The sequence below is a fragment of the Balneolaceae bacterium genome (assembly GCA_034521495.1).
Taxonomy (GTDB): domain Bacteria; phylum Bacteroidota; class Rhodothermia; order Balneolales; family Balneolaceae; genus Rhodohalobacter.
The window spans coordinates 103,077-123,637 of sequence record JAXHMK010000010.1 but is presented as its reverse complement, the minus strand read 5'-3'; the positions used below and the strand labels follow the sequence as shown (position 1 = coordinate 123,637).

Annotated in this window: 22 protein-coding genes and 1 tRNA gene; 9 read left to right on the top strand and 14 right to left on the bottom strand. The window is 39.5% G+C overall.

Annotated features, from left to right (window positions below; all coding sequences use genetic code 11):
- The first annotated feature begins 1 nt into the window (after nt 1).
- The 5 genes from U5K72_09380 (at nt 2) to U5K72_09360 (ending at nt 4,195) form a co-directional block, all read left to right on the top strand.
- On the top strand, nt 2-832 hold the full coding sequence (locus tag U5K72_09380) for a PASTA domain-containing protein (GenBank protein MDZ7719013.1): 831 nt from the start codon (nt 2-4) through the stop codon (nt 830-832).
- Nucleotides 833-843: 11 nt separating this feature from the next.
- Nucleotides 844-1,533, top strand: coding sequence for a ribulose-phosphate 3-epimerase (gene rpe / locus U5K72_09375; GenBank protein ID MDZ7719012.1), 690 nt, complete (start codon nt 844-846; stop codon nt 1,531-1,533).
- 204 nt (nt 1,534-1,737) lie between these two features.
- The gene (locus U5K72_09370; GenBank protein ID MDZ7719011.1) at nt 1,738-2,586 is read left to right on the top strand and encodes a PhoH family protein; all 849 of its coding nucleotides are present in this window, start codon (nt 1,738-1,740) and stop codon (nt 2,584-2,586) included.
- Nucleotides 2,587-2,609: 23 nt separating this feature from the next.
- Nucleotides 2,610-3,407 (top strand): MBL fold metallo-hydrolase, encoded by a 798-nt coding sequence (locus U5K72_09365; GenBank protein ID MDZ7719010.1) that lies wholly within the window; start codon nt 2,610-2,612, stop codon nt 3,405-3,407.
- Nucleotides 3,404-4,195 (top strand): purine-nucleoside phosphorylase, encoded by a 792-nt coding sequence (locus U5K72_09360; protein ID MDZ7719009.1) that lies wholly within the window; start codon nt 3,404-3,406, stop codon nt 4,193-4,195. Before U5K72_09365 ends, U5K72_09360 begins: the two co-directional genes overlap by 4 nt.
- 3 nt (nt 4,196-4,198) lie before the next feature.
- On the opposite strand, the gene U5K72_09355 is transcribed toward U5K72_09360, so the two are convergent.
- From U5K72_09355 to typA, 4 genes are all read right to left on the bottom strand, one after another.
- Nucleotides 4,199-4,900 (bottom strand): DUF3307 domain-containing protein, encoded by a 702-nt coding sequence (locus tag U5K72_09355; GenBank protein MDZ7719008.1) that lies wholly within the window; start codon nt 4,898-4,900, stop codon nt 4,199-4,201.
- Complete coding sequence (locus U5K72_09350; protein ID MDZ7719007.1) at nt 4,901-5,530, bottom strand: SatD family protein; 630 nt, start codon at nt 5,528-5,530, stop codon at nt 4,901-4,903.
- A gap of 85 nt (nt 5,531-5,615) precedes the next feature.
- On the bottom strand, nt 5,616-7,094 hold the full coding sequence (locus U5K72_09345) for a hypothetical protein (protein MDZ7719006.1): 1,479 nt from the start codon (nt 7,092-7,094) through the stop codon (nt 5,616-5,618).
- A 140-nt stretch (nt 7,095-7,234) separates the two neighbouring features.
- Nucleotides 7,235-9,067 (bottom strand): translational GTPase TypA, encoded by a 1,833-nt coding sequence (gene typA / locus U5K72_09340; protein ID MDZ7719005.1) that lies wholly within the window; start codon nt 9,065-9,067, stop codon nt 7,235-7,237.
- 103 nt (nt 9,068-9,170) lie between these two features.
- On the opposite strand from typA, the gene U5K72_09335 reads away from it, so the two are divergent.
- The 4 genes from U5K72_09335 (at nt 9,171) to U5K72_09320 (ending at nt 12,369) form a co-directional block, all read left to right on the top strand.
- Nucleotides 9,171-9,848, top strand: a complete 678-nt coding sequence (locus U5K72_09335; GenBank protein MDZ7719004.1) for a hypothetical protein — start codon at nt 9,171-9,173, stop codon at nt 9,846-9,848.
- 90 nt (nt 9,849-9,938) lie between these two features.
- The gene (locus U5K72_09330) at nt 9,939-10,715 is read left to right on the top strand and encodes an SDR family oxidoreductase (GenBank protein ID MDZ7719003.1); all 777 of its coding nucleotides are present in this window, start codon (nt 9,939-9,941) and stop codon (nt 10,713-10,715) included.
- A gap of 129 nt (nt 10,716-10,844) precedes the next feature.
- Nucleotides 10,845-11,264, top strand: a complete 420-nt coding sequence (locus U5K72_09325; protein ID MDZ7719002.1) for a secondary thiamine-phosphate synthase enzyme YjbQ — start codon at nt 10,845-10,847, stop codon at nt 11,262-11,264.
- A gap of 94 nt (nt 11,265-11,358) precedes the next feature.
- Nucleotides 11,359-12,369 carry a DUF3500 domain-containing protein gene (locus tag U5K72_09320; protein ID MDZ7719001.1) on the top strand — a complete coding sequence of 337 codons (1,011 nt, stop codon included), beginning with the start codon at nt 11,359-11,361 and terminating at the stop codon, nt 12,367-12,369.
- Nucleotides 12,370-12,572: 203 nt separating this feature from the next.
- Here U5K72_09320 and U5K72_09315 read toward each other — a convergent pair whose 3' ends face one another.
- The 10 genes from U5K72_09315 to U5K72_09270 all read right to left on the bottom strand — a co-directional run bounded on the left by U5K72_09315 (nt 12,573) and on the right by U5K72_09270 (nt 20,527).
- The gene (locus U5K72_09315) at nt 12,573-13,517 is read right to left on the bottom strand and encodes a hypothetical protein (protein ID MDZ7719000.1); all 945 of its coding nucleotides are present in this window, start codon (nt 13,515-13,517) and stop codon (nt 12,573-12,575) included.
- Between the two features lie 449 nt (nt 13,518-13,966).
- Complete coding sequence (locus U5K72_09310) at nt 13,967-14,551, bottom strand: DUF2179 domain-containing protein (protein MDZ7718999.1); 585 nt, start codon at nt 14,549-14,551, stop codon at nt 13,967-13,969.
- Between the two features lie 94 nt (nt 14,552-14,645).
- Nucleotides 14,646-14,734: transfer RNA gene (locus tag U5K72_09305), tRNA-Ser, on the bottom strand.
- 64 nt (nt 14,735-14,798) lie between these two features.
- Entirely contained in the window at nt 14,799-15,383 is a 585-nt protein-coding gene (gene hpt / locus U5K72_09300; protein ID MDZ7718998.1) for a hypoxanthine phosphoribosyltransferase, read from the bottom strand.
- Between the two features lie 3 nt (nt 15,384-15,386).
- Entirely contained in the window at nt 15,387-16,742 is a 1,356-nt protein-coding gene (tilS, locus tag U5K72_09295) for a tRNA lysidine(34) synthetase TilS (protein ID MDZ7718997.1), read from the bottom strand.
- Nucleotides 16,675-17,505, bottom strand: a complete 831-nt coding sequence (locus tag U5K72_09290; GenBank protein ID MDZ7718996.1) for a biotin--[acetyl-CoA-carboxylase] ligase — start codon at nt 17,503-17,505, stop codon at nt 16,675-16,677. Before U5K72_09290 ends, tilS begins: the two co-directional genes overlap by 68 nt.
- 4 nt (nt 17,506-17,509) lie before the next feature.
- Nucleotides 17,510-17,809 carry an isoamylase early set domain-containing protein gene (locus U5K72_09285; protein MDZ7718995.1) on the bottom strand — a complete coding sequence of 100 codons (300 nt, stop codon included), beginning with the start codon at nt 17,807-17,809 and terminating at the stop codon, nt 17,510-17,512.
- 217 nt (nt 17,810-18,026) lie between these two features.
- Nucleotides 18,027-19,745 carry a phosphoenolpyruvate--protein phosphotransferase gene (gene ptsP / locus U5K72_09280; protein ID MDZ7718994.1) on the bottom strand — a complete coding sequence of 573 codons (1,719 nt, stop codon included), beginning with the start codon at nt 19,743-19,745 and terminating at the stop codon, nt 18,027-18,029.
- Nucleotides 19,742-20,011: an HPr family phosphocarrier protein gene (locus U5K72_09275; protein ID MDZ7718993.1), complete on the bottom strand. Its 270-nt coding sequence runs from the start codon at nt 20,009-20,011 to the stop codon at nt 19,742-19,744. Before U5K72_09275 ends, ptsP begins: the two co-directional genes overlap by 4 nt.
- A gap of 189 nt (nt 20,012-20,200) precedes the next feature.
- Nucleotides 20,201-20,527, bottom strand: a complete 327-nt coding sequence (locus U5K72_09270) for a phage holin family protein (protein MDZ7718992.1) — start codon at nt 20,525-20,527, stop codon at nt 20,201-20,203.
- Nucleotides 20,528-20,561: the final 34 nt, after the last annotated feature.

Genomic DNA, 20,561 nt, shown 5'->3' with positions numbered 1-20,561 from the left:
TATGAGTCGCATTAAACATTTTTTAAAATCTACTTTAACAGACCGTAGATTATATATCTCATTGGCAGGTGTCATTATTTTTGGGATTATCTTTGCATTACTACTCGATTTTATAATCATGCCCTCTTATACCAATTACAAGGAAGGCATCACCGTCCCCGATGTAACAAAAATATCACTCGAAGAGGCCACCACTCTCCTTAACGACTACGGTTTACGTCATGAAGTACTCGACCGCAGAGCCAACTCAGCTTATCCGGCAGATTTTATCATAGATCAATCGCCGTCTGCCCAGCAAATCGTAAAGCCTAACAGAAAAGTATATCTAACGGTAAATACTGCTACCACTCCTCAAACTGTTGTTCCTGATGTAGTAAATATGTCTCTCAGAAATGCAGAAATTCAACTGGAAAATCACGGGTTAACCGTCGGAACAAAAAGTTATGAATCTTCCCGCTTTAGAAATACTATATTACGTCAGTCAGTGGCTGCCGGAGATACTGTATCCCGAGGCACTGTAGTTAATCTTGCAGTAAGTGATGGTTTGGGTTCTCGAATTGTTGAAGTGCCTGACGTAGTTGGTTTAAGGCTTTCTGAAGCTCAGCAAACCATCACCAAAGCGGGCCTTCGGGTGGGTGAAGTTCGGTTTCAACCAAGCCGTGAATACACTCCTAACACTGTTATCTCATTTAGTCCTGACGAGGAGAACCTGACAGAAGGAGAATCGCTTCAATTAATTGTTGCAGAACGTTTTGACGCCCGCGAAGAAGTTGAATCGGGCGCGATAATTGATGATTCTACATCTGTAAATCAACAGAACCAAAACCCCTAAAATCTGAAACAATGAACGTTGGCCTACCGGTATTAGCTCCCTCTATACTTGCAGCCGATTTTTCCCGGTTGGAAGAACAGATTCAATCCTGTACAGATGAAGGAATACAGTGGATCCATTGCGATATTATGGATGGGCACTTTGTTCCAAATATAAGTTTTGGGCCCGGAGTTGTGGAAACTGTCAGAGACATTGCACCTGATCTGTTTCTCGATGTTCACCTAATGATTGAAAAACCCGATCAATACATTGACGATTTTGCTGATGCCGGAGCCGACTTGATTTCGGTTCACTATGAAACCTGCCCGCATCTGCATAGAAGTATTGAAAATATAAAAAATAACGGATGCATGGCCGGTGTTGTGATAAATCCGGCTACATCAGTTAATTTACTGGAACCAATTCTCGCTGATGTAGACCTTGTTCTTATTATGAGTGTAAACCCGGGATTTGGTGGACAATCATTTATTAACAGCAGTTATCAAAAAATCAGGAAATTATATCAGATGAGAGAAGAGATCGGATTGTCCTTTTTGATAGAAGTTGATGGCGGCGTAAAAACAAAAAATGCACAAAAACTGGTTTCCAGTGGTGTTGATGTATTAGTGGCGGGAAGTAGTGTATTTAAAGCAGAAGATATCCCGAAAAGTATAGCAACATTACTGCAAAATGCCCGTTCAGGATCAGACAGAGTCGTTTAAGCATTTCTTGAATCTTTCTTATCTTTATAGTCTAACTTAACATCCGCATTTATCGATACATCACAGCAAATTTCGGAAGAAATACTCTTCATTGAAGATATAGAGCCAGTTGTATTACTTGGCTTTTCTGATGAACATCTCAATCAACTTGACCGGGCTTTTCCTGCGACCAAAATAACTGCACGTGGAAACAGAGTAAAGATTTTGGGTCCGGAATCTGAGGTTGATACTGTAAAAGAGATTATGGAAGAGATGATTGGCCTTGCTAAGAGAAATGGGCGAATTCAGAAAAGCGATCTCTCAACCCTTCTTGCACTTGCAAACAAATCGGAAGGTGAAGATACACCAATATGGTCGCCACCCGATGACCCCGATATCGGTGATGCCATTCTCCATACATTTACAGGAGAAGCGATTTCGGCCAAAACACCCGGTCAGCGCGCGATTGTAAAAGCATCAGAAAAAAATGATATTCTTTTCGCTATTGGTCCAGCCGGTACAGGCAAAACATACACATCTGTTGCGTTGGCTGTACGAGCACTGAAAGAGCGAAAGGTAAAAAAGATCATTCTGGCCAGGCCCGCTGTAGAGGCTGGAGAAAATCTTGGTTTTCTGCCGGGTGATTTGAAGGAAAAAATCGATCCATATTTGCGACCGCTTTATGATGCTCTCGAAGAGATGATTGAGTTTGATAAACTCGAATTTCAGCTTGCAAAAAATATTATTGAAATTGCACCACTCGCTTACATGAGAGGCCGCACATTAAATAATGCATTTGTGATTTTGGATGAGGCACAAAATGCAACCAACACACAAATGAAGATGTTTTTGACTCGAATCGGTTTCAACAGCCGTGCTATCATCACAGGTGATGTTACTCAAACTGACCTTCCCAGAAGGCATCAATCAGGCTTGGTATCCATTCAAAAAATATTACAGGATATCGACGGAATCTCTTTTGTGTATCTCGACCAAAACGACGTGGTCCGCCATAAACTGGTTCGGGATATCATTGATGCCTATGAAAAATTTGAAAATAAAGAAAACGAGTAAGCTCCCCCAGAATATTTTGATCTATGAAGAATACACCAAGAGTATCAGCTCTGTATGAGGGTACTTTTTCTGTGGGTACTGATAAAGTATTTCACAAAATAGATAAAGACGAACCTCCTAAAAAAAGATCTCTTAAACTCTCTATTAATCCATTTCTAATTCAGGAGGAAAATCATAATATCCTGTTTGATACCGGTATTGGAGATCTGTTGTGTGAAGATTCATCAATTAACACAATACTTGATAATTTGCAGAAGCACTCCCTTTATGATCATGAAATAACCGATATTTTTATCAGTCACTTGCATTTTGATCATATTGCGGGACTTGCAAATCGTGAAAATGGATTTTGGGAGATAACGTTTCCCGAGGCCTCTGTTTGGGTTTCCAAAGATGGGTGGAATCGACTCCGGGAAAATATTGATAAGTACAGCGAGGATGAAATTGATTTTTTTCACTTCCTGGATGCAAAAGCAAATTTGAATTTTCTCTCAAAAAGTGAGAATCCTCTGCCAAATGTTCGGGTTGAACAGATCGGCGGACATACCAAATTTCATCATGCACTTTTTTATGAAAATGGTAACCATAAATACCTGATGGCCGGAGATGTATTAGGGTCCAAAAGGGCTATTAACAGAGATTATAAAGCAAAGTATGATGAGGAACCGGAGCAGAGTATGAAAAAACGAAAAGAGCTTCAGAAATTGGCCTTTGAAGAGGAATACACAATCATGACTTATCACGAAACCAACTCCCCTTTGTTCAAGTTGGTTTCATATAATGAGTCAAAAGGTTACAAAATTAAAAATATTACAGGATGATGAGTTCTGATAAACTGGAAATTGCAAAAAATTATCTGATAAAAAATGGCTTCTCTGAAACTATGGAAGCCTCCATTATATTGGGTTCAGGACTGAGTGGATTTACATCATTTATACAAGATGCTGTTGAAATACCTTACTCAGATATTCCCGGTTTTCCATTAACAACCGTAGAAGGGCATCACGGGTCATTAATTTCCGGATCCATTGAAAATAATAATGTGATGGTATTTTCTGGACGCTTTCATCACTACGAGGGGCATGAACTAAAAACAACCGTTTTACCGATTCATCTCTCCAAACTATTTTCTGTTGATAAAATTCTAATCTCTAATGCTGCCGGTGCCGTTAACACCAATTTTGCAGTTGGTGATTTAATGGTCATAAATGATCTGTTCAGACTTTTTCAGAAAATCTCTGCTTCACCATCCGATAAATTTTCATATAATTTGTACCCATACGCAGAAAAAACAAAAGAAATTGCTGCTGGTATCGGACTCAATGTTCAAAGTGGAACTTACCTGTATGTAAAAGGTCCTAATTACGAGACAAAATCCGAGATCAGAGCATTTCAGCGTTTAGGCGTTGATGTTGTTGGAATGAGCACCGCTCCTGAATTAATGGAAGCGGCAAAATTAAAAATTCCTGCCGCAGCCATCTCTCTCGTTACAAATATGGCAGCGGGATTAAGCTCTTCAAAATTAGATCACTCAGAAGTAAAAATTGCTGCTGAAAGTCGGAAAGAAGATTTTGCAAAATTGGTGATAGAACTTATCAAAAAGTTATAATCATCAGGTATAATTCAATCTTGTACTTAGAAGCCCTACAATAATTGCCATCAAAAAGCTGAATAATGTTCCAATCAAAATGTATTCAGTTAGTTTCCTGTCCTTTGATCTTGTTAAATCTCCAAAACGAAAAACTGACTTGGCCGCAAGTAAAAACCCAATAACTTGTGCATTTGCTGTAATCAAAGCAAGGTAAACAAATACCCGTTCAAGCATTCCGATATATTTTCCCGCCCCTTGTAAAGACTCCTTTTCGCCTGAATCTATCTGGTCACTCCAGGGAGCCATCAGATGCTGCATAAAGTATGAGGCCGGATACGTAAGAAACAATAAGCCGGTCAATAGAATCCAGAACTGATCACTCAGGCCGCTGACATCTCCACCACCCCAATAAAAGAACCAGGCAGCAACTAAAACTCCAAAATGGGCTACCTGATCAACAGCAAACCAAAGTTCTCTTGTCTCTTCGGTATGAAAGGTCAGTTTGCATCCGTCAATTACATAGTGTGAAATAGTAATCAACAAAATGACAGGTAAAGCACTCAGATCCCACAGTATGAGAAACATCAGTGCAAAGTGAATAAATACATGCAGGTACAAGTACGGCGAGGCCCATTTTTTTTTCTCCTTACTTTCAATCCATTTTCCTCTCTGAAGAAAGAAATCACCTATGATATGTGCCAAAATTAGTTTTACAAGAATCATTTAGTAACTCCGGGGCATTTGGGTTTCAATTCTTTCACGAAAATACTGCTCCATCTCCATAATTTCATAAATAGCTCCTCTCTTAATTCTATCATTAACGGTGGACTGGGCAATTCCTAACCTCTCCGCAATTTCTACCTGAGTAATTCCTGAAACACTAAACAGCAGTTCGGCAACCTCGGCAGAATTATTTGTCCAGGAATTCATGATGATGAGTGCTAACTTGAAAATCATATTAAATTCTTTATCAAAATCATCCCAGGGTGATTTAATTCCAAGATGAACTTTTTTCTCTTTCAAAGTATCTAACATTTGCCCTGAATACACAAAAGCCTCGCTGGATGCCTCACTTACCCGGTTTGCAACTACATCTTCTTCACTAATACCTATCGCTAACCGCACATCTAACTTCTTGGAAGGAATTTTTTTGATTACGGATTTGATGATGAGAGCAGTTCGCAATGAATTTTTTGGTGAAACGGCAATTTGAAAACTGTCTCCTCTGTATATCTCCCAGACAGTTGGCGATTCTCCTATACTGGAAAACAGCTCTTTTAGAGGATCAAGCCATATTTCGGCCTTCTCTACAGATTGTGAATTGACAATATCTCCTGTTATCGTAGTTCCCATACCTTATTATCGTCTTTTTTTACGATAATTTCAAATTATCGCTTATTTAAACGATATATACCTTTTATCGTTATTTAAAGCGATATTATAACAGATTTCTCTGCGGTCCATATTTCCTCAGGTATTGATCGATTTTAACCTTTCTCCTTGTACTTTTGCTGGTCATATAGCGCAGCTTTCCGAAAATGGGGCGTTCTTGCCATGCCCGGTCAAATCGCCCGAAACACCAAAAAATACCTGAATAACTGTTAGGATCGCGGCCGTCGATGGCATATGTATTATTCAGATCGATCAAATATTCCAGAGCCGTTTCCGGGTTCGGAGTCCACTCAATCACTTTTTTCCCCCAAAGCATTCGCAGATAATTATGAATAATTCCCTCCTCCCGAAGCTGTGTTTGAGCCGCATTCCAAATCTCATCGTGCGTTTTAGACTCTGCCAGCTCTTCATAAGAATAATTCCATTCCCTGGGATCGTCGCGATGTTCATTCATTGTTTTGAGTGCCCAATCCGGCAGACTCTCAAACTGATCGTAATCACTACGATGATGCGCAAAATGAAATCCTACTTCTCTCCAGGTAATCAATTCGTCTAAAAAATCTGCAATATTCGAATTACCATGAAAAAATCCTCCTGTAGATCCTTTATTATAGGTAATCTTATCCAGGCTCCAATCTTCGGGCTGATGGTCTAAAATGGCCCGAACAATTTCAAACGTGGAAATTTTACCAAAATGAAGCCAAGGACTTAATTGACTCGTTTTTTGCTCATCCGGATCATTTCGTTTATCCCCATATTCAAAAAGCCCATGTTGGATGAACTGCCCCATCATTCCCAAACCGGCCTGTCGTGTGCCTTTCCAGTCAATCGGTTTTACAGAATGATTGATATCAAGCCCTTTAATAAATGCAGGAATATCTTTTAAAGCTTTTTTCCCATCGGGAAACTGATCCACAATCTCAGAAATCAACTCAATTGGATCATTGTTTTCAAGATCGTCTAATGGATTCTTTTTTGGGGGATGGGTATACGCCTCTACAAAATTTTTCTGCATGGTTTTCCTGAAGAAATAGGCGCTGTAGGGATCTTTGTCCGTGATTCCTAAAGGGATGAGTCCATTGGAGTCAACAGTGATGTATGGAATCTTGACTTTTTTCGAGAACTTCTGATTGCTCTTGTTGATAATAAAGATTGGAAACTCATCTGATATTACCAGGGAGGCATCTTCGCTGATCTTCATAAACATCTCCTCAATCTGGCCCGGTTCTTCTTCACAAAATGTGATGTAATTCAATTCATTCTCCTCCGCAAAATCGAGATGTTCCCTCATTCCCTCCATCATAAATGTATGAGAGCGATCTGTTGCCCATCGGTAGCTACAGGAAAATGCTTCAAAAATAAGAAGTGGTATGTTGAGCTTGTTTGCCCAGCTTACGGCATATTCTAATCCAAAATTATAGTGGAACCGCCGGGTACTTTGCATCCAGTAGACAACATATTTGCCACTTGGATTGAGATCAGCTTCATTTCTTTTAAAAACTCTGTGGCTATTGATATTCTTCATAAAATGGATTCTTTCTCAGATTCTACCAAACAACAATGCAGGTGAATCATCAATTCCTTTTAACGAAAGAAAATATTTCCAAAAAAAAGGTCCAGCCGTTTTCGACTGAACCTCCTGTAAAACCATTTATCTTCTGTTATTTATGATAATTGGGTGGCAGCTTCGTTCTTTTTCTCGGCTCTTTTACGCTCATTGTGATCGAGATATAGCTTTCGAATTCGCAAACTTTTGGGAGTTACTTCAAGCAGCTCATCATTGTCAATAAATTCAATACACTGCTCAAGCGTCATTCTTTTGGCCTGGGAAATCTTAACTGAATCTGCTGTTTGTGTAGCACGATGGTTCGTCAGATTCTTCTTTTTTACAACATTTACTACCAAATCATCCACTCGGTTATTGATTCCAACAACCTGCCCCTCATAAACCGGATCACCCGGCTGAACTAAAAATTGTCCGCGATCCTGCAACCCCTCTAACGCATAGGGCGTTACATCGCCTTGTTCGAGCGAGATCAAAGCACCTCGTGTTCGGCCCGGAATGTCCCCGGCGTATTCTTTATATTCCGAAAACTGCTGGTGCATAATTCCGGTTCCGCGAGTTTCTGTAAGCATTTCACCCCGGAAACCTATTAATCCGCGGGATGGTACGCTAAATTCCACCCGATGATTATCTCCCTCCTGAACCATAGAGGTCATAATACCGCGTCTTTTTTGGATATTGTCGATCACTTTATTGCTGTAATCTGCGTGTACATCAATCACAACTTCCTCAAAAGGTTCAAGTAGTTTTCCGTCCACTTCTTTGTACAGCACTTCCGGTCGCGAAACGGCAAATTCAAATCCTTCGCGCCGCATCGTTTCAATAAGAATGGAAAGCTGTAATTCTCCACGTCCCGATACTTTAAAAATATCCGGATTCTCAGTTTGTTTAACTTTTATAGACACGTTGGTTCGGATCTCTTTTTGCAGCCGATCTTTGATCATGTTTGATGTCACATAATCTCCCTCTTTACCTGCAAACGGAGAATTATTAACCCGGAAATACATGGCCATAGTGGGCTGATCGATATCGTAATAATCAATAGGAGTGGGATCAGAAATATGAGTTAAAGTGTCACCGATTTCAACAGCCTCATAACCCGCCATTGCAATAATATCACCGGCATGGGCTTCTTCAACAGGCTCACGATTCAGTCCGTTAAATGTAAACAGTTTCGTGGCTTTTGCTTTAGATTTATGATTTCCCTTTCGGTCCATCAAAACAATTTCCTGGTTGGTTTTAATCGTACCTTGTTCAACCCGTCCGATGGCAATTCGTCCAACGTAATCATTCCAGTCCACGCTGCTCACCAACATTTTAAATGGGGCATCGGAAATTTGCTCTGGTGGTGGAATGTGATCTACAATCAGATCAAACAGAGGAGTCAGATCTTCCCCTTCATCCTCAAGCTCTGTTTTTGCAATCCCGTCAATGCCTATAGCATAGAGAATCGGGAAATCAAGCTGTTCGTTCGATGCATCAAGTGATACAAACAGGTCAAAAATTTCATTTAACACGGCATCCGGTCGGGCATCCTTTCGGTCAATTTTATTGATCACAACAATTGGCTGATAATTGAGTGCCAGCGATTTTCTCAACACAAACTTTGTTTGAGGAAGTGGTCCCTCGGCGGCATCAACCAACAAAATTACACCATTTACCATTTTGAGAATCCGTTCTACCTCTCCCCCAAAATCTGCGTGACCCGGCGTATCCACAATATTTATTTTTGTGTCTTTCCATTTTACAGCGGTATTCTTGGAACTGATGGTAATCCCTTTCTCTTTTTCAAGATCGCCGGAGTCCATAACGCGCTCTGCAACCTGTTGATTCTCTCTGAATGTACCACTCTGCCTCAACATCTGATCTACCAGCGTTGTTTTGCCGTGATCTACGTGAGCAATAATGGCGATATTTCTTAATTGTTCTGACATTGTATTGAACTAACTGTTATTAAAAATTGGAAAGCCTTAAAGATACAGTTATTTAACTTCAATTCGTATTACATTCAATAAATTATTTTCAGTTAAAAAACCGATGAAATCTTCAAACAAACATTTTAAAGTAATTATTTTTGGTATTGGTAGACTCTCCGAATTAGTCACCACCTTTTTAGAGAAAGAAACCGGCCATACCATTGCGGGATATTGTGTAGAAAAGAACTTTAAAACAGACACCAGCGAGTTTAAAGGAGTACCTATTGTAAGTTTTGAAAAACTTTTGGAAACCTTCAATCCTTACGAATTCAAATTATTCATTGCAGTGGGAAATAATTATGTACGAGAACGAATATACAACCAGTCAAAAGAGATGGGGTATTCTATGATCAGCCATATTACAGAAAGTGTTACTCATTATAGTGATTTAGAATTTGGCGAAAATGTTTTGATCTCCGGGATTACCAGTTTACAACCTTTTGTTAAAGTAGGATCCAACACAATAATATTTGGCTCAAAGATTGGGCACCATAGTAACATTGGCAGTCATGTGATGTTGAGTTGCACCACAATAGGGGGCGGCGTAAAAATAGGAGATTACTCTTTTCTTGGACTGAATTCAGCTATTCAACATGATACTGTAATTGGTGAAAAAAATATTATTGGGATGGGTTGTAACATCAGTCATAACACAAAAGAAAATCAGGTTTACAGCACAAATGATTCTACAATTAAACGAGTTGTTTCCGCTGAGCAAATGAGTAAAAAATATTTATAAGGATTCAGATCTCATCCAACTCTCATTTATTTGTGTTGGAATTGTTTGATAACTTATAGCTTAATCTTCCAAAAAAATCAGGTTAACAACATGGACTTAGAGCTTACTAATCAAAAATTCATTATATGCGGAGCCAGCAGTGGATTTGGCGAAGCTGTAGCTCGTCAGCTACTAATCGAAGGGGCAGAAGCCATACTTATTGCCCGCCGCGGAGATTTGCTTCGTGAAAAGTTTGACCACTTCAAGAGTCAAATTGACATCATACAGGGTAGCTTAATTTATGAGGATACCATCGACCGGATTGAAAACGCCGCAAAATCCGGTGATTTTCATGGGGTATTGTTCAATGCCGGAGGACCGCCAACCGGAACTCCTCTTGAAACCGACATGAAAGACTGGGATTCTTCCTGGCAGCTCGTTATGCGTTGGAAAATTGATCTGGCCCTCCGGCTCGCTCCCATTCTCACAGAGAAGGAATATGGACGAATGCTTTTTATTGAAAGTCAGTCTGTGAAACAACCTCTGCCCTCTTTGGTTTTGAGTAATTCATTCCGGGCAGGCGTAGTAGGATTTGCAAAATCGTTAGCACTTGAAATAGCCAAAGATGGAGTTACAGTCAATGTAATTGCACCCGGAGCGCATGAAACACCTGCTATTGATCGTGTCATCAAAAATAACAGCAGTATACAGGGAGTATCCTATGATGAAGCCAAGAAAAAAATGGAAAAAAATATTCCGGTTGGCCGAATGGGCAAAGCTGAAGAGTTGGCGTCATTAGCTGCATGGTTGCTTTCTCCCCATAGCGGATACATAACCGGTCAAACCATTAGTCACGAAGGCGGAGTGATAAAAGGAATTTTTGGGTGATCAATTTCTCAGGTCTCAGGTCTCAGGTCTCAGGTCTCAGGTCTCAGGTCTCAGGTCTCAGGTCTCAGGTAAAGATATTATAGTTTATTCATAGCCTTATTTGAAATTTTAGTAAAACTGTCAACTGAAATGTGGTATCAAAAAGAGATTACGCTTTCCCCGAAATCCAGAGGATTTCATTTGATTACGAATGAGATTACTTCCAAACTCGATAAACTGAGTGAGATCAAAACGGGCCTGGCTCACATTTTTATCAAACATACCAGCGCGGGATTGACAATCAACGAAAATGCCGATCCGTCTGTGAGACGAGATTTTGAAACTCACTTCAACCGGATGGTTCCCGAAGATATGTCGATGTTTGAACACACTCTTGAAGGATCTGATGACATGACCTCTCATTTGAAAAGTTCTATTTTAGGTCATTCAGTTACAATTCCTGTCTCCAATGGAAGATTCAATCTTGGAACATGGCAGGGAGTTTATCTTTGTGAACACCGAAACAGGGGCGGATCAAGAAAACTGGTTGTAACATTGCATGGTGATTGATCAAATGTACTGTTTAGAAATTCTCATTGGGCGGTTTGAAAAGTTTAGTTTACATTCAATTGAACTAATCGATGTTATAACTTAAAGTCTGCCAATGAAATACCTTATATCAGCACTGTTTCTACTTTTACTCTCAATTGCTCCTGTTAACATTTCAGACAATCCTGCTATCGAGTTTTTGGATTCTCTGAATGAAGAACAACTTGAAAAAGCCCAAAAACCGTTTAATGATTTAACAAGACACACCTGGCATTTTCTGCCGGCAGCCATGTGGCCGCGACCAGGAATTCCGTTGCAAGAACTTGATGACAATCAAAAAGAATTGCTTTTTGACGTCCTGCAGGAATTCCTGAGCGAAACTGGTTACGACAAAACCCAATCTATCATGGAGCTTGAAAATGTGCTCGCCGAAATTGAAAACAACCCGGATTTCAGAGACCCTGAACTCTATTACGCCACTTTTTATGGTGAACCTGATAATGATGATAAATGGGCCTGGTCGTTTGAAGGACATCATATATCACTAAATTTCACGGTAGTTGAAGGCGATGTTTCGATGGTTCCAAGATTTTTAGGAGCTCGCCCCTCTCTTATACCCGAAGGTCCAAGAGAAGGAGAAAAAACAGCCTTGCACAAAGAGGAAGATATGGGAATCGAGTTGATTCAATCGATGTCTGATGAGCAGCTCGATAAAGCAATTTTTTTGGAAACGGCGTTTTGGGAGATTGTTACCAATGTAGCTACCGAAACGGGTCCGCTTACGTTTGAAGGGATTACGATGGACGAATTGAATGAAAATCAGCAAGTATTATTGCTCGATATCATCAATGAATATCTCTCAGTCATGCCTGAAGAACTCGCCGAAAAACGATATGAAAATCTAAAGAATGAGGAATTTAACCAGATCAAATTTGCCTGGGCTGGTGCCACACATGTAGGTGAACCTCACTACTACCGTATTCAAGGGAAAACATTCCTGATAGAGTTCGACAATACACAGGATGATGCCAACCACATTCATACCGTATGGCGGGATTTTGATGGTGATTTTGGGAAGGATTTGCTTCGCGAACATTATAGGGATTCACCACATCATCAGCATTAATAGCTTATGTAGTGATCATAAAGTTCTTAGGTCACCTAATGTAAGCTAAATCAGAAGCTTTCTTCTCAACACACAACTTCAGATACCATATGCTATTCAAGTTTTATGAGAAGCGGAGCTTTCATTCGAGTCTGTCCCAAAAGCAGAACTTTTGAACAAGTAAAAAGCATAAAGGAATGAACCTTGAAGATCAGAAGAAATAATTATTCGATCGTGAACCTCTCAAAGATCGGTTCTCCCATCGGTGAATGAACAACCCATGCATACTCACCTGGTTCAATATTTACGGTAAAGTATGCTTTTTCGCCATACGGCAGAGAGCCGTACACATCGGCACCGCCCAGAAATTCAGCCGGTGCCGGTGCACGTAATCCTCCCACTTGATACCATCCCAACCATTCATTAATAGTTGTAAAATCGGTTTCATTATCTGTACGAATCAGATGAACATCATCATAAAAAAGTTGATCCTTCTCATTCAGCGCAAAATCAACACCCACAACGTGTCTTCCTTCGGTTATGGATTCTTCCGTTTCAATTCCATTTTCTGTCAAGGAGATTGAATAACCTGCTTGCGGAGCAGTTGCTTTATTTGCCTCATCCAAAACCGTTAATTCACGAATCATCCCATTTGATATATGTATTCTTCCGTCGGCATCTTTCACCCAGCATTCAATCATATAGGTTCCCGGTTCCAGGTACATAATATTCTCTGTTGTATAACCCGGAGATATCATTCCTCTTGATTTTACATAGTCGATATCTGAATTCCACTCGGGGAGCATTTCATAAGCAGCTGAACCAATTTCAGATGCATTAATTTCTCCATCTTGCAATCTCTCAATAATCGTTTCCCATGCCGGCATAATCTCATTCATATAATCTCCCAGATGCTTACCGTCCGGTAGTTTAGCCAGGCCCAGTTCATGGATCTCCATACCACGATTGTTGATCAGTCTTAATGTGGTCCAACCAGATTGAATGGTATCCGGTGCCTGAAAAGCATAATCTGCCGCCATTACCTCTAAGGTTGGTGGTGTTATTTGAGATTGATTATTAGTTGAAGCCTGGTCCTGATTTTTATTTTCACTGCAAGCGTACATTGCAATGATTACAATACACAGGAAAAAATTGGTTATTAGTTTCATAAAATTCCTGATTTGTTTTGAATTATTGAAGAATGCAGATTCTTGTTTAAATAGATGCGTAATTACTGATTGTTTAATGTCATTCAGAATCAACAATCAAACAGAACAGAAGAAAGATAATCGCATTGTTCACCTTGGAATATCAGGGGCGAACCCGAAAAATCAATCAATTTCTTAAAAAAGTTCCTGGAGGGAGTTTTGAAATAGGGTGAAGTGAAGTATTGAATTAACCAAAACTGGTAAACAAGATGGGCGTGAAATTAACGGTTCATTAATAACGGAACCCGGATCAACCTGTGGAAAATTCAATTAAGATTGCCAATATAAAAAACAGTGGTAAAAATTTGGTTCCAAAATCCTCCATTGCGGTCATTTTACTCGTTTACCGATATTGATAGAAACAAACACGGGATTTGGCAAACCGATGAGAATGCGGGCTAATCAGCTTCTCAAATTCCCTTTTTCAATTTCAGCATTCTGGAAATTAAGTCTTGTTTTTGTGGAAATACTTCCTCATCCATCATGGAGACATGTTTAACATCTTCTACCGAGTAAAATGCATTCGGTGCATACCGGCTGACAATCTCTGCAAGATCATGCCAGCGTTTTCTTTTTGCTACGGTAAACAAAACTTTAACCGGGCCGTACTTTCCTGTTCCGTCGATCGTGGTTACTCTGAAATTAGCTTCTTTTAATTTTTCAAACAGAATTTCACTTTCTTCACCTACAATTATTCTGAAGATTTGAACCCCCATTTTCATTCTCTCCTCGATATACATCCCGATATATGTACCTGTTGCAAAACCTCCGGCAAATGCTACATAATTGAGCCAGTTGTCAAGGTTTTGAAAAATCTGAGCAACAATCACAATCCAAATCAGTACCTCAACAAAACCAAGTATTGTGGCTTTTCCGCGCATTCCTTTCGAAACAAACATGATACGAAGTGTGCCTAAACTGACATCTAAAATTCGGGCAAAAAAGATAAACAGCGGAATGTAAACGGGCGGGATCAGCTCAAAAATTGAAAACACGTTGCAATAAATTTTAGACTTGATGGGTCAGGTAAACTCACTTGATAAAATATAAAAAGGCGTGATGATATTTAATATAATCAACACGCCTGAGCGGAGAGGGAGGGATTCGAACCCTCGATACCCCGTTAGGGGTATACTCCCTTAGCAGGGGAGCGCTTTCGACCACTCAGCCACCTCTCCAAACGATCAAATTGTAATTCTCAAAGAGCATCAAATATAGGAAGCTTTTGTGGGCCTTTGCAACCTAAGATTGCGTTTTCTTTTCACTCTGCTCTTTTTTCTGTAGAATGTAAATCTGAGCTAAATTTCTTCCCTCTTGGGCGTAATCCAAACCATACCCCAAAACAAAAAGGTCTGGTATTTTAAAACCCACATAATCTATCTGAACATCGTAACGGGTTGCATCTGTTTTGTGGAGCATAGTAACAACTGAAAGAGAAGCGGGATTCATTTGATTTACCTTGTCCACCAGGTACTTCATAGACAATCCGGTATCAACTATATCTTCTACCAATATTACGTGGCGGTTTTTTAAATTAGCATCGATCTCCTTTAGTTGCCGAACCTGCCCCGATGAAACTTTTTCATCACCATAACTACTGAGTTTTAAGAAATCCACCTCACAGGGAATAGTCACATACCGCATTAAATCGGCAAGAAAAATATATGCCCCGTTAAGCACACCAATAAATATGGGTTTCTTCTCCTTATAATCTTGGCTGACTCTCTCTCCCAAGCGCTGAATCCGCTGTTGGATCTCTTCGTGTGTTAAATATACCCTAAATTCCTCTCCATTGATGTGTACATACTCAGGCTGATAGAGATCCATATGTTAGTTTTTCTTTGTAATTGTTAACGTTTTTTGTGTTGAAGGTGTACAGCGAACGTTTTCTGAGATAGTGCCCAATTCGGTTAAATTCGAATAATTGGGGAATATAACAGCGCAAAGAGTTCTATCAAAAGATTCCAGGACCAAGGCTTGTTTTTTCTTTGATGATGGGACTTTTCGATTTGTTAAATGATCTGATACCAGCTGTGTTCCATCCATTCCCAGCGGTTGAAATGAATCACCATTCTTCCATCTTCGTAGTGTTATCGGAAATTCAACTTTATGCAGATCCAGATGCAAATCTTGATCCGAATAAATTTCAGGTGGTGATTTAATGGAGAATTTCCAGCCTGCTATGATCAAAGAAGATTCTAACCGGTTCTTATCAATTTTTTCATATAATTCGGTTGATTCTGAATCATCAACAATTTTGAAAAAATCCCGGTCGCGAATCAAATAATAGTTGTCTGAAATTTGAAGCTTTGCTCCACTTTGCAGATCTGCAAGTTTTCTGTTGGTTTCCAAAAATCCCCGGCTGGCCTCAATATTGTCAACATTTTTTTTGAAGAACTGAAGCAGAATTGTCGCTCTTATCTTAGGATCAAGCTCAAGAATCTTCTCCCTGTGTAACTTTTTCTCATTCTTTGATACTTGCTGAAAAATTAAATCAGACATGAGTCCAAACTCTTCCGCGCGATCTGTAAGTTTCTGTAAATTTTGCTTCCAACCCGGGAAAAGCCTGTTTAAATCAGGAAACCAATGATTCCTGATAAAATTTCGTGCATATGTAGATTCTTCATTCGTGCGGTCAATTCGGTATGGTACATTGAACTTTTGGACAAACTCCATAATCTGCTGTTTGGAAATCTTTAGTAAGGGCCTAAAAAGTTCATTGTCCAATACCTGCATTCCCTTCCATGATTCTATCCCCGAACCCCTCAGTATTTTCTGGAGTATGGTTTCGAGTTGATCATCTTCATGGTGAGCTGTGAGTATAAGATCAGCGTTATACTCTTTTTTTATATCTTCATACGCCTGGTATCGCCGCTTTCGAGCCCAATCCTGGAAATTGCCGTCCGTTTCGGATGAATCAAGCCGCATTGAAACACATTCAATATTCCAGTATGCGCAGATCTCTTCCACAAGTTTCTGATCCTTATCTGAAGCTTCACCGCGCAATTGGTAATTGCAATGCACCGCAGTTGTATCTATGCCAAATCGATGCAACAGGTAAAGCATGGCCATAGAGTCTGGCCCGCCACTTACGCCGGCTACGACACGAATATTTGATTCAGACAGATGTGCTCGTACCTGTTTCCTGAACTCCCTGGTGACCGGTGATGATTCGAACTTGCTCATATATAAATTTATTGACATCTAACTGCTCATTCAACATCAATAATTCACCATTCGGATTAACCCCGATAAATTTAAATTTCTGATTAGGTACTACACCATTGATATCAATTTCAACCCATTCACCGTAACCAATTATTTTCTTGCTGATATCCTGCCTTAAACTTTCATCCTGTTTGTGCCATCGCAGATATATATTTTCTATAGCCAACAGAAGTTTATTCAGAAGTTTTTCTCTTGATATCGGCTGAGTGGTCTCCTTATTCAATGAAGTGGCTTTGTGTCTTATTTCAGTACTGAATTGATTTTGTTCCACATTCAATCCCAAACCTATCAGAACACGATCCGGCTTTGATCCGTTAAACGTGCATTCTGTCAAAAGTCCTCCAACTTTCTTCCCGTTTATCAGAATGTCATTCGGCCATTTTAGAGATACAGATTTATCAACAAACTCATCCAAAACATCTGTTATAGAAAATGCCACGGCAAGTGAAAGTAAATTAAGCCGGTCACTCACCTTAGGGCGAAAGGCAATTGTAAATGTGAGATTTTTAAACGGCTCAGCTTCCCACTGTCTTTCGTATTGTCCCCGCCCTTTTACCTGATGATCTGCTAAGGTGACCGTCCCATGGGTGAGTTCATGGGATGGTATTCCTTTTAAGTAAGAGTTTGTTGAATCTGTTTTTTCGAGGTAGATAAACTCTTGTCCCAACCAGGATGTTTGAAGTATATGGTTGAAATGCTCTACATCGAATTTGGCAGACATAAATTTATTTACCTATTTCTACAACACTGTCTTCTGTTCCGAACTCATTTGAAACATATTTATCAGCGTCGTCGTCATTTTCCCATTTTTCGCCGTCTATCAGATATCTAAACCGATAGGTATTTTCCGGTTTGAGGCGTTTGGTAATGGTCCACTTATCTTTTTTAAGTTCCAATTTATCGGCTTTTTCATCCCAGTCATTAAAATCTCCGGCAAGCGTTACTTCACTTTCAGCCCATTCTTTCGGAAGTGAAAAAGTTACTTTGCAGATTGTTCGTTTAGGAGTAAAGTTTTTTTCTAACATGATTAATAAAACATTGTATTATAAATTTGATCAATGAAAATTTACCTAATTTTATTATGAATTAAAATGAAATTTAATATATAATTAATATAATAACATGTTCAAATATTAATTATTTAAGTTAAAGTCTATAATAATCAATTCTATAAGACATGGTAGCGTTTCCCATTTAAAGAATGAAGTATAAAATATGAAAAGCCTTTAAGAACATCGGATTTTACAAAACACGCCATTCATCTAATAACTCATGTACTTCGTCAAGATCTTTTGCAGAAAGAACTTTTTCTGAAAGTTCATGCATCTCTTTATAACTATGGCTGCAGAGCACAGATTTTACAATTGGAATAGAACCGGTATTCATACTTAAATCCTTGATTCCTAACCCGAGTAAGCAAGCGGCCGCCTCCGGTTTAGAAGCCATCTCACCACATATAGCAACCGGTATATTATGTTTATCGGCAGCATCTTTTGTCATTTTTATTAGTTTCCAGATCGAGGGGTGAAAACTATCAAAAAGGTGAGAAATCTTCTCGTTTCCCCGATCAACGGCAAGGGTATATTGGGTTAAATCATTGGTTCCAATGCTAAAAAAATCAACATGCTGTGCTACCTGTTCAGACATCAGTGCAATGCTTGGAACTTCAACCATTACCCCAAGCTGGATATTTTCGTTAAACGGTATTTCCTGCTCAAGAAGATTCGCTTTAACCTCCTCAATGACCTGTTTTACAGAGTGAATCTCCTCCATTCGTGAAACCATAGGGATCAGTATCTTTACCTCCTTATCAAACTTTCCGGAAACACGGAAGATCGCTTCTATCTGATTCTTCAGGAAATTTTTCTTATCCAGCAGCATACGTACACCCCGCCACCCAAGAAACGGATTATCCTCAAACTCTGCATCCTCCAGAAGTTTATCGCCGCCGGCATCAAACAGACGGATTGTTACCGAGTGTTCACGAACAGCCTCTAACACCTTACTATAAAATGCAATCTGTTTGTCAACGTCAAACTCATCACTTTCAAATAGTACAGTTTCTGTCCGAAGCAGGCCAACCCCTTCAGCGCCATGGGTGTTTAATCTCGGAAGTTCCTCCAGAAATTCAATATTTGCACGCAGAGAAAACTCAGTTCCACATGTTGTTTTATTCGGTTTTTTTGCCCACTCCAGCGCTTTTTCAAATCTCTTTCTCTCATCTTCCTTGCGCCGCTTGTACTCCTCTTTCTGCTTCCAGGATGGATTTATAATCACCTGACCGGTTGTACCGTCAATGATTACATCACTACCATTCTGAATATCATAACGATTCCAGTGCACGTTAATAACACAGGGAATTCCGAGCGATTGGGACAAAATTACGGCATGCGAGGTCAACCCTCCCTTTTCCATTACGAGTCCGGCAATTTTATTCCGGCTCAATTGAACCATTGCCGTTGGAGATACTTCACCTGCAAAAACAATCTCACCCTCTTTTACCGCATATCCCTTTTTCTTCTCCTTTGTTGCGCGTATCAATTCATCACGAATAGAGACAATATCAATTGTTCGGTCTTTAGCCCAGGAAGACCCTGAATTTTCCATTAACTGGATATAATTATTCAGTGTATTAAAAATAGCATACTCAACAGCAAAGTGTTCTTCCTCTATTTTTTGTTTAACAGCAGAAGTTACTTCAGGATCATAAAGTATTTGAATCTGGGCATTAATAATTTCTTCAAGATCATCTTCTTCAGGAATATATTTCAGTTTTTCGTATTCAGTGCATACTAATTCCCGGGCTTTTAAAAATTTCTGAATGTTTTCCTCAACTTGTGATTCAGAAATTTTCTGGGGGTGTACATTTGTATCTGCCTCTCTTAATTGCCAAACTTTACCAATACCTATTCCTTGTGCGGCAGGCCTTCCCGAAAATACTTTTGTGTGAACGTCTTTCATGTTTCCATGTTAAACTTATTCTCGAATAAATCTGATATTTTTTCCAATGCCTCTTCCTCGTCGGGACCTTCCAGCACCAACTCCATCTCGGCACCTGATTCTGCTGCCAGGGTCATCACCCCCAAAATGCTCTTACCATTGACCTTGTATCCATACATTTTAATAAAAAAATCGGATTTGAAATTTGAAGCGGTCTTTACCAGAGTTGAAGCCGGACGAGCATGAAGCCCGGATTCGTTCTTAACTACTACTTTTTTTGAAACCATAGATCTACTAAGAGAAGATAAAACAATACAATTGATAACTGAATACGAAGATATGAAAACATTAAGATGTTTTTGAATAGACTCTCAAAAAAGGTGACTCAACTGAGGCTAAAAAAAGCCACAAAATCGTAGACAAGAATAAAATCACGAGATTTTGTGGCAAATTAACTATTCCGGTATCTGAAGTCTCTAAAATATCCAAAAGAGAAAGGAATTGAGAACCGAAATAATTATGCTGTAGATAACGGCCCACCAAAAACCTTTGATCGTCAGCCCGTCGATCATTTTATCAATAACCATAAGAATCCAGGCATTAATCACAAGGACAAAAAGACCGAGGGTAAGTATGGTGAGTGGCAGTGTTAGTAACAATATCAGTGGTTTGATAAACATATTAATCAAACCGAGTAAAACAGCAACCCCGATAGCGGTCCAGAAATTTTTTATTTTTACGCCCTCAAGCAGGTAAGCACCGATAAAAACTACAATGCTATTGATGATTAATATTTTTAACATAGGTTCGATGTTTAATTAATGTTTCTTGTCAATA

What these genes read in the sequence shown, in the direction of transcription:
- U5K72_09380 (MDZ7719013.1), top strand. Translation starts at nt 2, where the DNA reads ATGAGTCGCATTAAACATTTTTTAAAATCTACTTTAACAGACCGTAGA.
- rpe (MDZ7719012.1), top strand. Translation starts at nt 844, where the DNA reads ATGAACGTTGGCCTACCGGTATTAGCTCCCTCTATACTTGCAGCCGAT.
- U5K72_09365 (MDZ7719010.1), top strand. Translation starts at nt 2,610, where the DNA reads ATGAAGAATACACCAAGAGTATCAGCTCTGTATGAGGGTACTTTTTCT.
- U5K72_09360 (MDZ7719009.1), top strand. Translation starts at nt 3,404, where the DNA reads ATGATGAGTTCTGATAAACTGGAAATTGCAAAAAATTATCTGATAAAA.
- U5K72_09355 (MDZ7719008.1), bottom strand. Translation starts at nt 4,900, where the DNA reads ATGATTCTTGTAAAACTAATTTTGGCACATATCATAGGTGATTTCTTT.
- U5K72_09350 (MDZ7719007.1), bottom strand. Translation starts at nt 5,530, where the DNA reads ATGGGAACTACGATAACAGGAGATATTGTCAATTCACAATCTGTAGAG.
- U5K72_09345 (MDZ7719006.1), bottom strand. Translation starts at nt 7,094, where the DNA reads ATGAAGAATATCAATAGCCACAGAGTTTTTAAAAGAAATGAAGCTGAT.
- typA (MDZ7719005.1), bottom strand. Translation starts at nt 9,067, where the DNA reads ATGTCAGAACAATTAAGAAATATCGCCATTATTGCTCACGTAGATCAC.
- U5K72_09335 (MDZ7719004.1), top strand. Translation starts at nt 9,171, where the DNA reads ATGAAATCTTCAAACAAACATTTTAAAGTAATTATTTTTGGTATTGGT.
- U5K72_09330 (MDZ7719003.1), top strand. Translation starts at nt 9,939, where the DNA reads ATGGACTTAGAGCTTACTAATCAAAAATTCATTATATGCGGAGCCAGC.
- U5K72_09325 (MDZ7719002.1), top strand. Translation starts at nt 10,845, where the DNA reads ATGTGGTATCAAAAAGAGATTACGCTTTCCCCGAAATCCAGAGGATTT.
- U5K72_09320 (MDZ7719001.1), top strand. Translation starts at nt 11,359, where the DNA reads ATGAAATACCTTATATCAGCACTGTTTCTACTTTTACTCTCAATTGCT.
- U5K72_09315 (MDZ7719000.1), bottom strand. Translation starts at nt 13,517, where the DNA reads ATGAAACTAATAACCAATTTTTTCCTGTGTATTGTAATCATTGCAATG.
- hpt (MDZ7718998.1), bottom strand. Translation starts at nt 15,383, where the DNA reads ATGGATCTCTATCAGCCTGAGTATGTACACATCAATGGAGAGGAATTT.
- tilS (MDZ7718997.1), bottom strand. Translation starts at nt 16,742, where the DNA reads ATGAGCAAGTTCGAATCATCACCGGTCACCAGGGAGTTCAGGAAACAG.
- U5K72_09290 (MDZ7718996.1), bottom strand. Translation starts at nt 17,505, where the DNA reads ATGTCTGCCAAATTCGATGTAGAGCATTTCAACCATATACTTCAAACA.
- U5K72_09285 (MDZ7718995.1), bottom strand. Translation starts at nt 17,809, where the DNA reads ATGTTAGAAAAAAACTTTACTCCTAAACGAACAATCTGCAAAGTAACT.
- ptsP (MDZ7718994.1), bottom strand. Translation starts at nt 19,745, where the DNA reads ATGAAAGACGTTCACACAAAAGTATTTTCGGGAAGGCCTGCCGCACAA.
- U5K72_09275 (MDZ7718993.1), bottom strand. Translation starts at nt 20,011, where the DNA reads ATGGTTTCAAAAAAAGTAGTAGTTAAGAACGAATCCGGGCTTCATGCT.
- U5K72_09270 (MDZ7718992.1), bottom strand. Translation starts at nt 20,527, where the DNA reads ATGTTAAAAATATTAATCATCAATAGCATTGTAGTTTTTATCGGTGCT.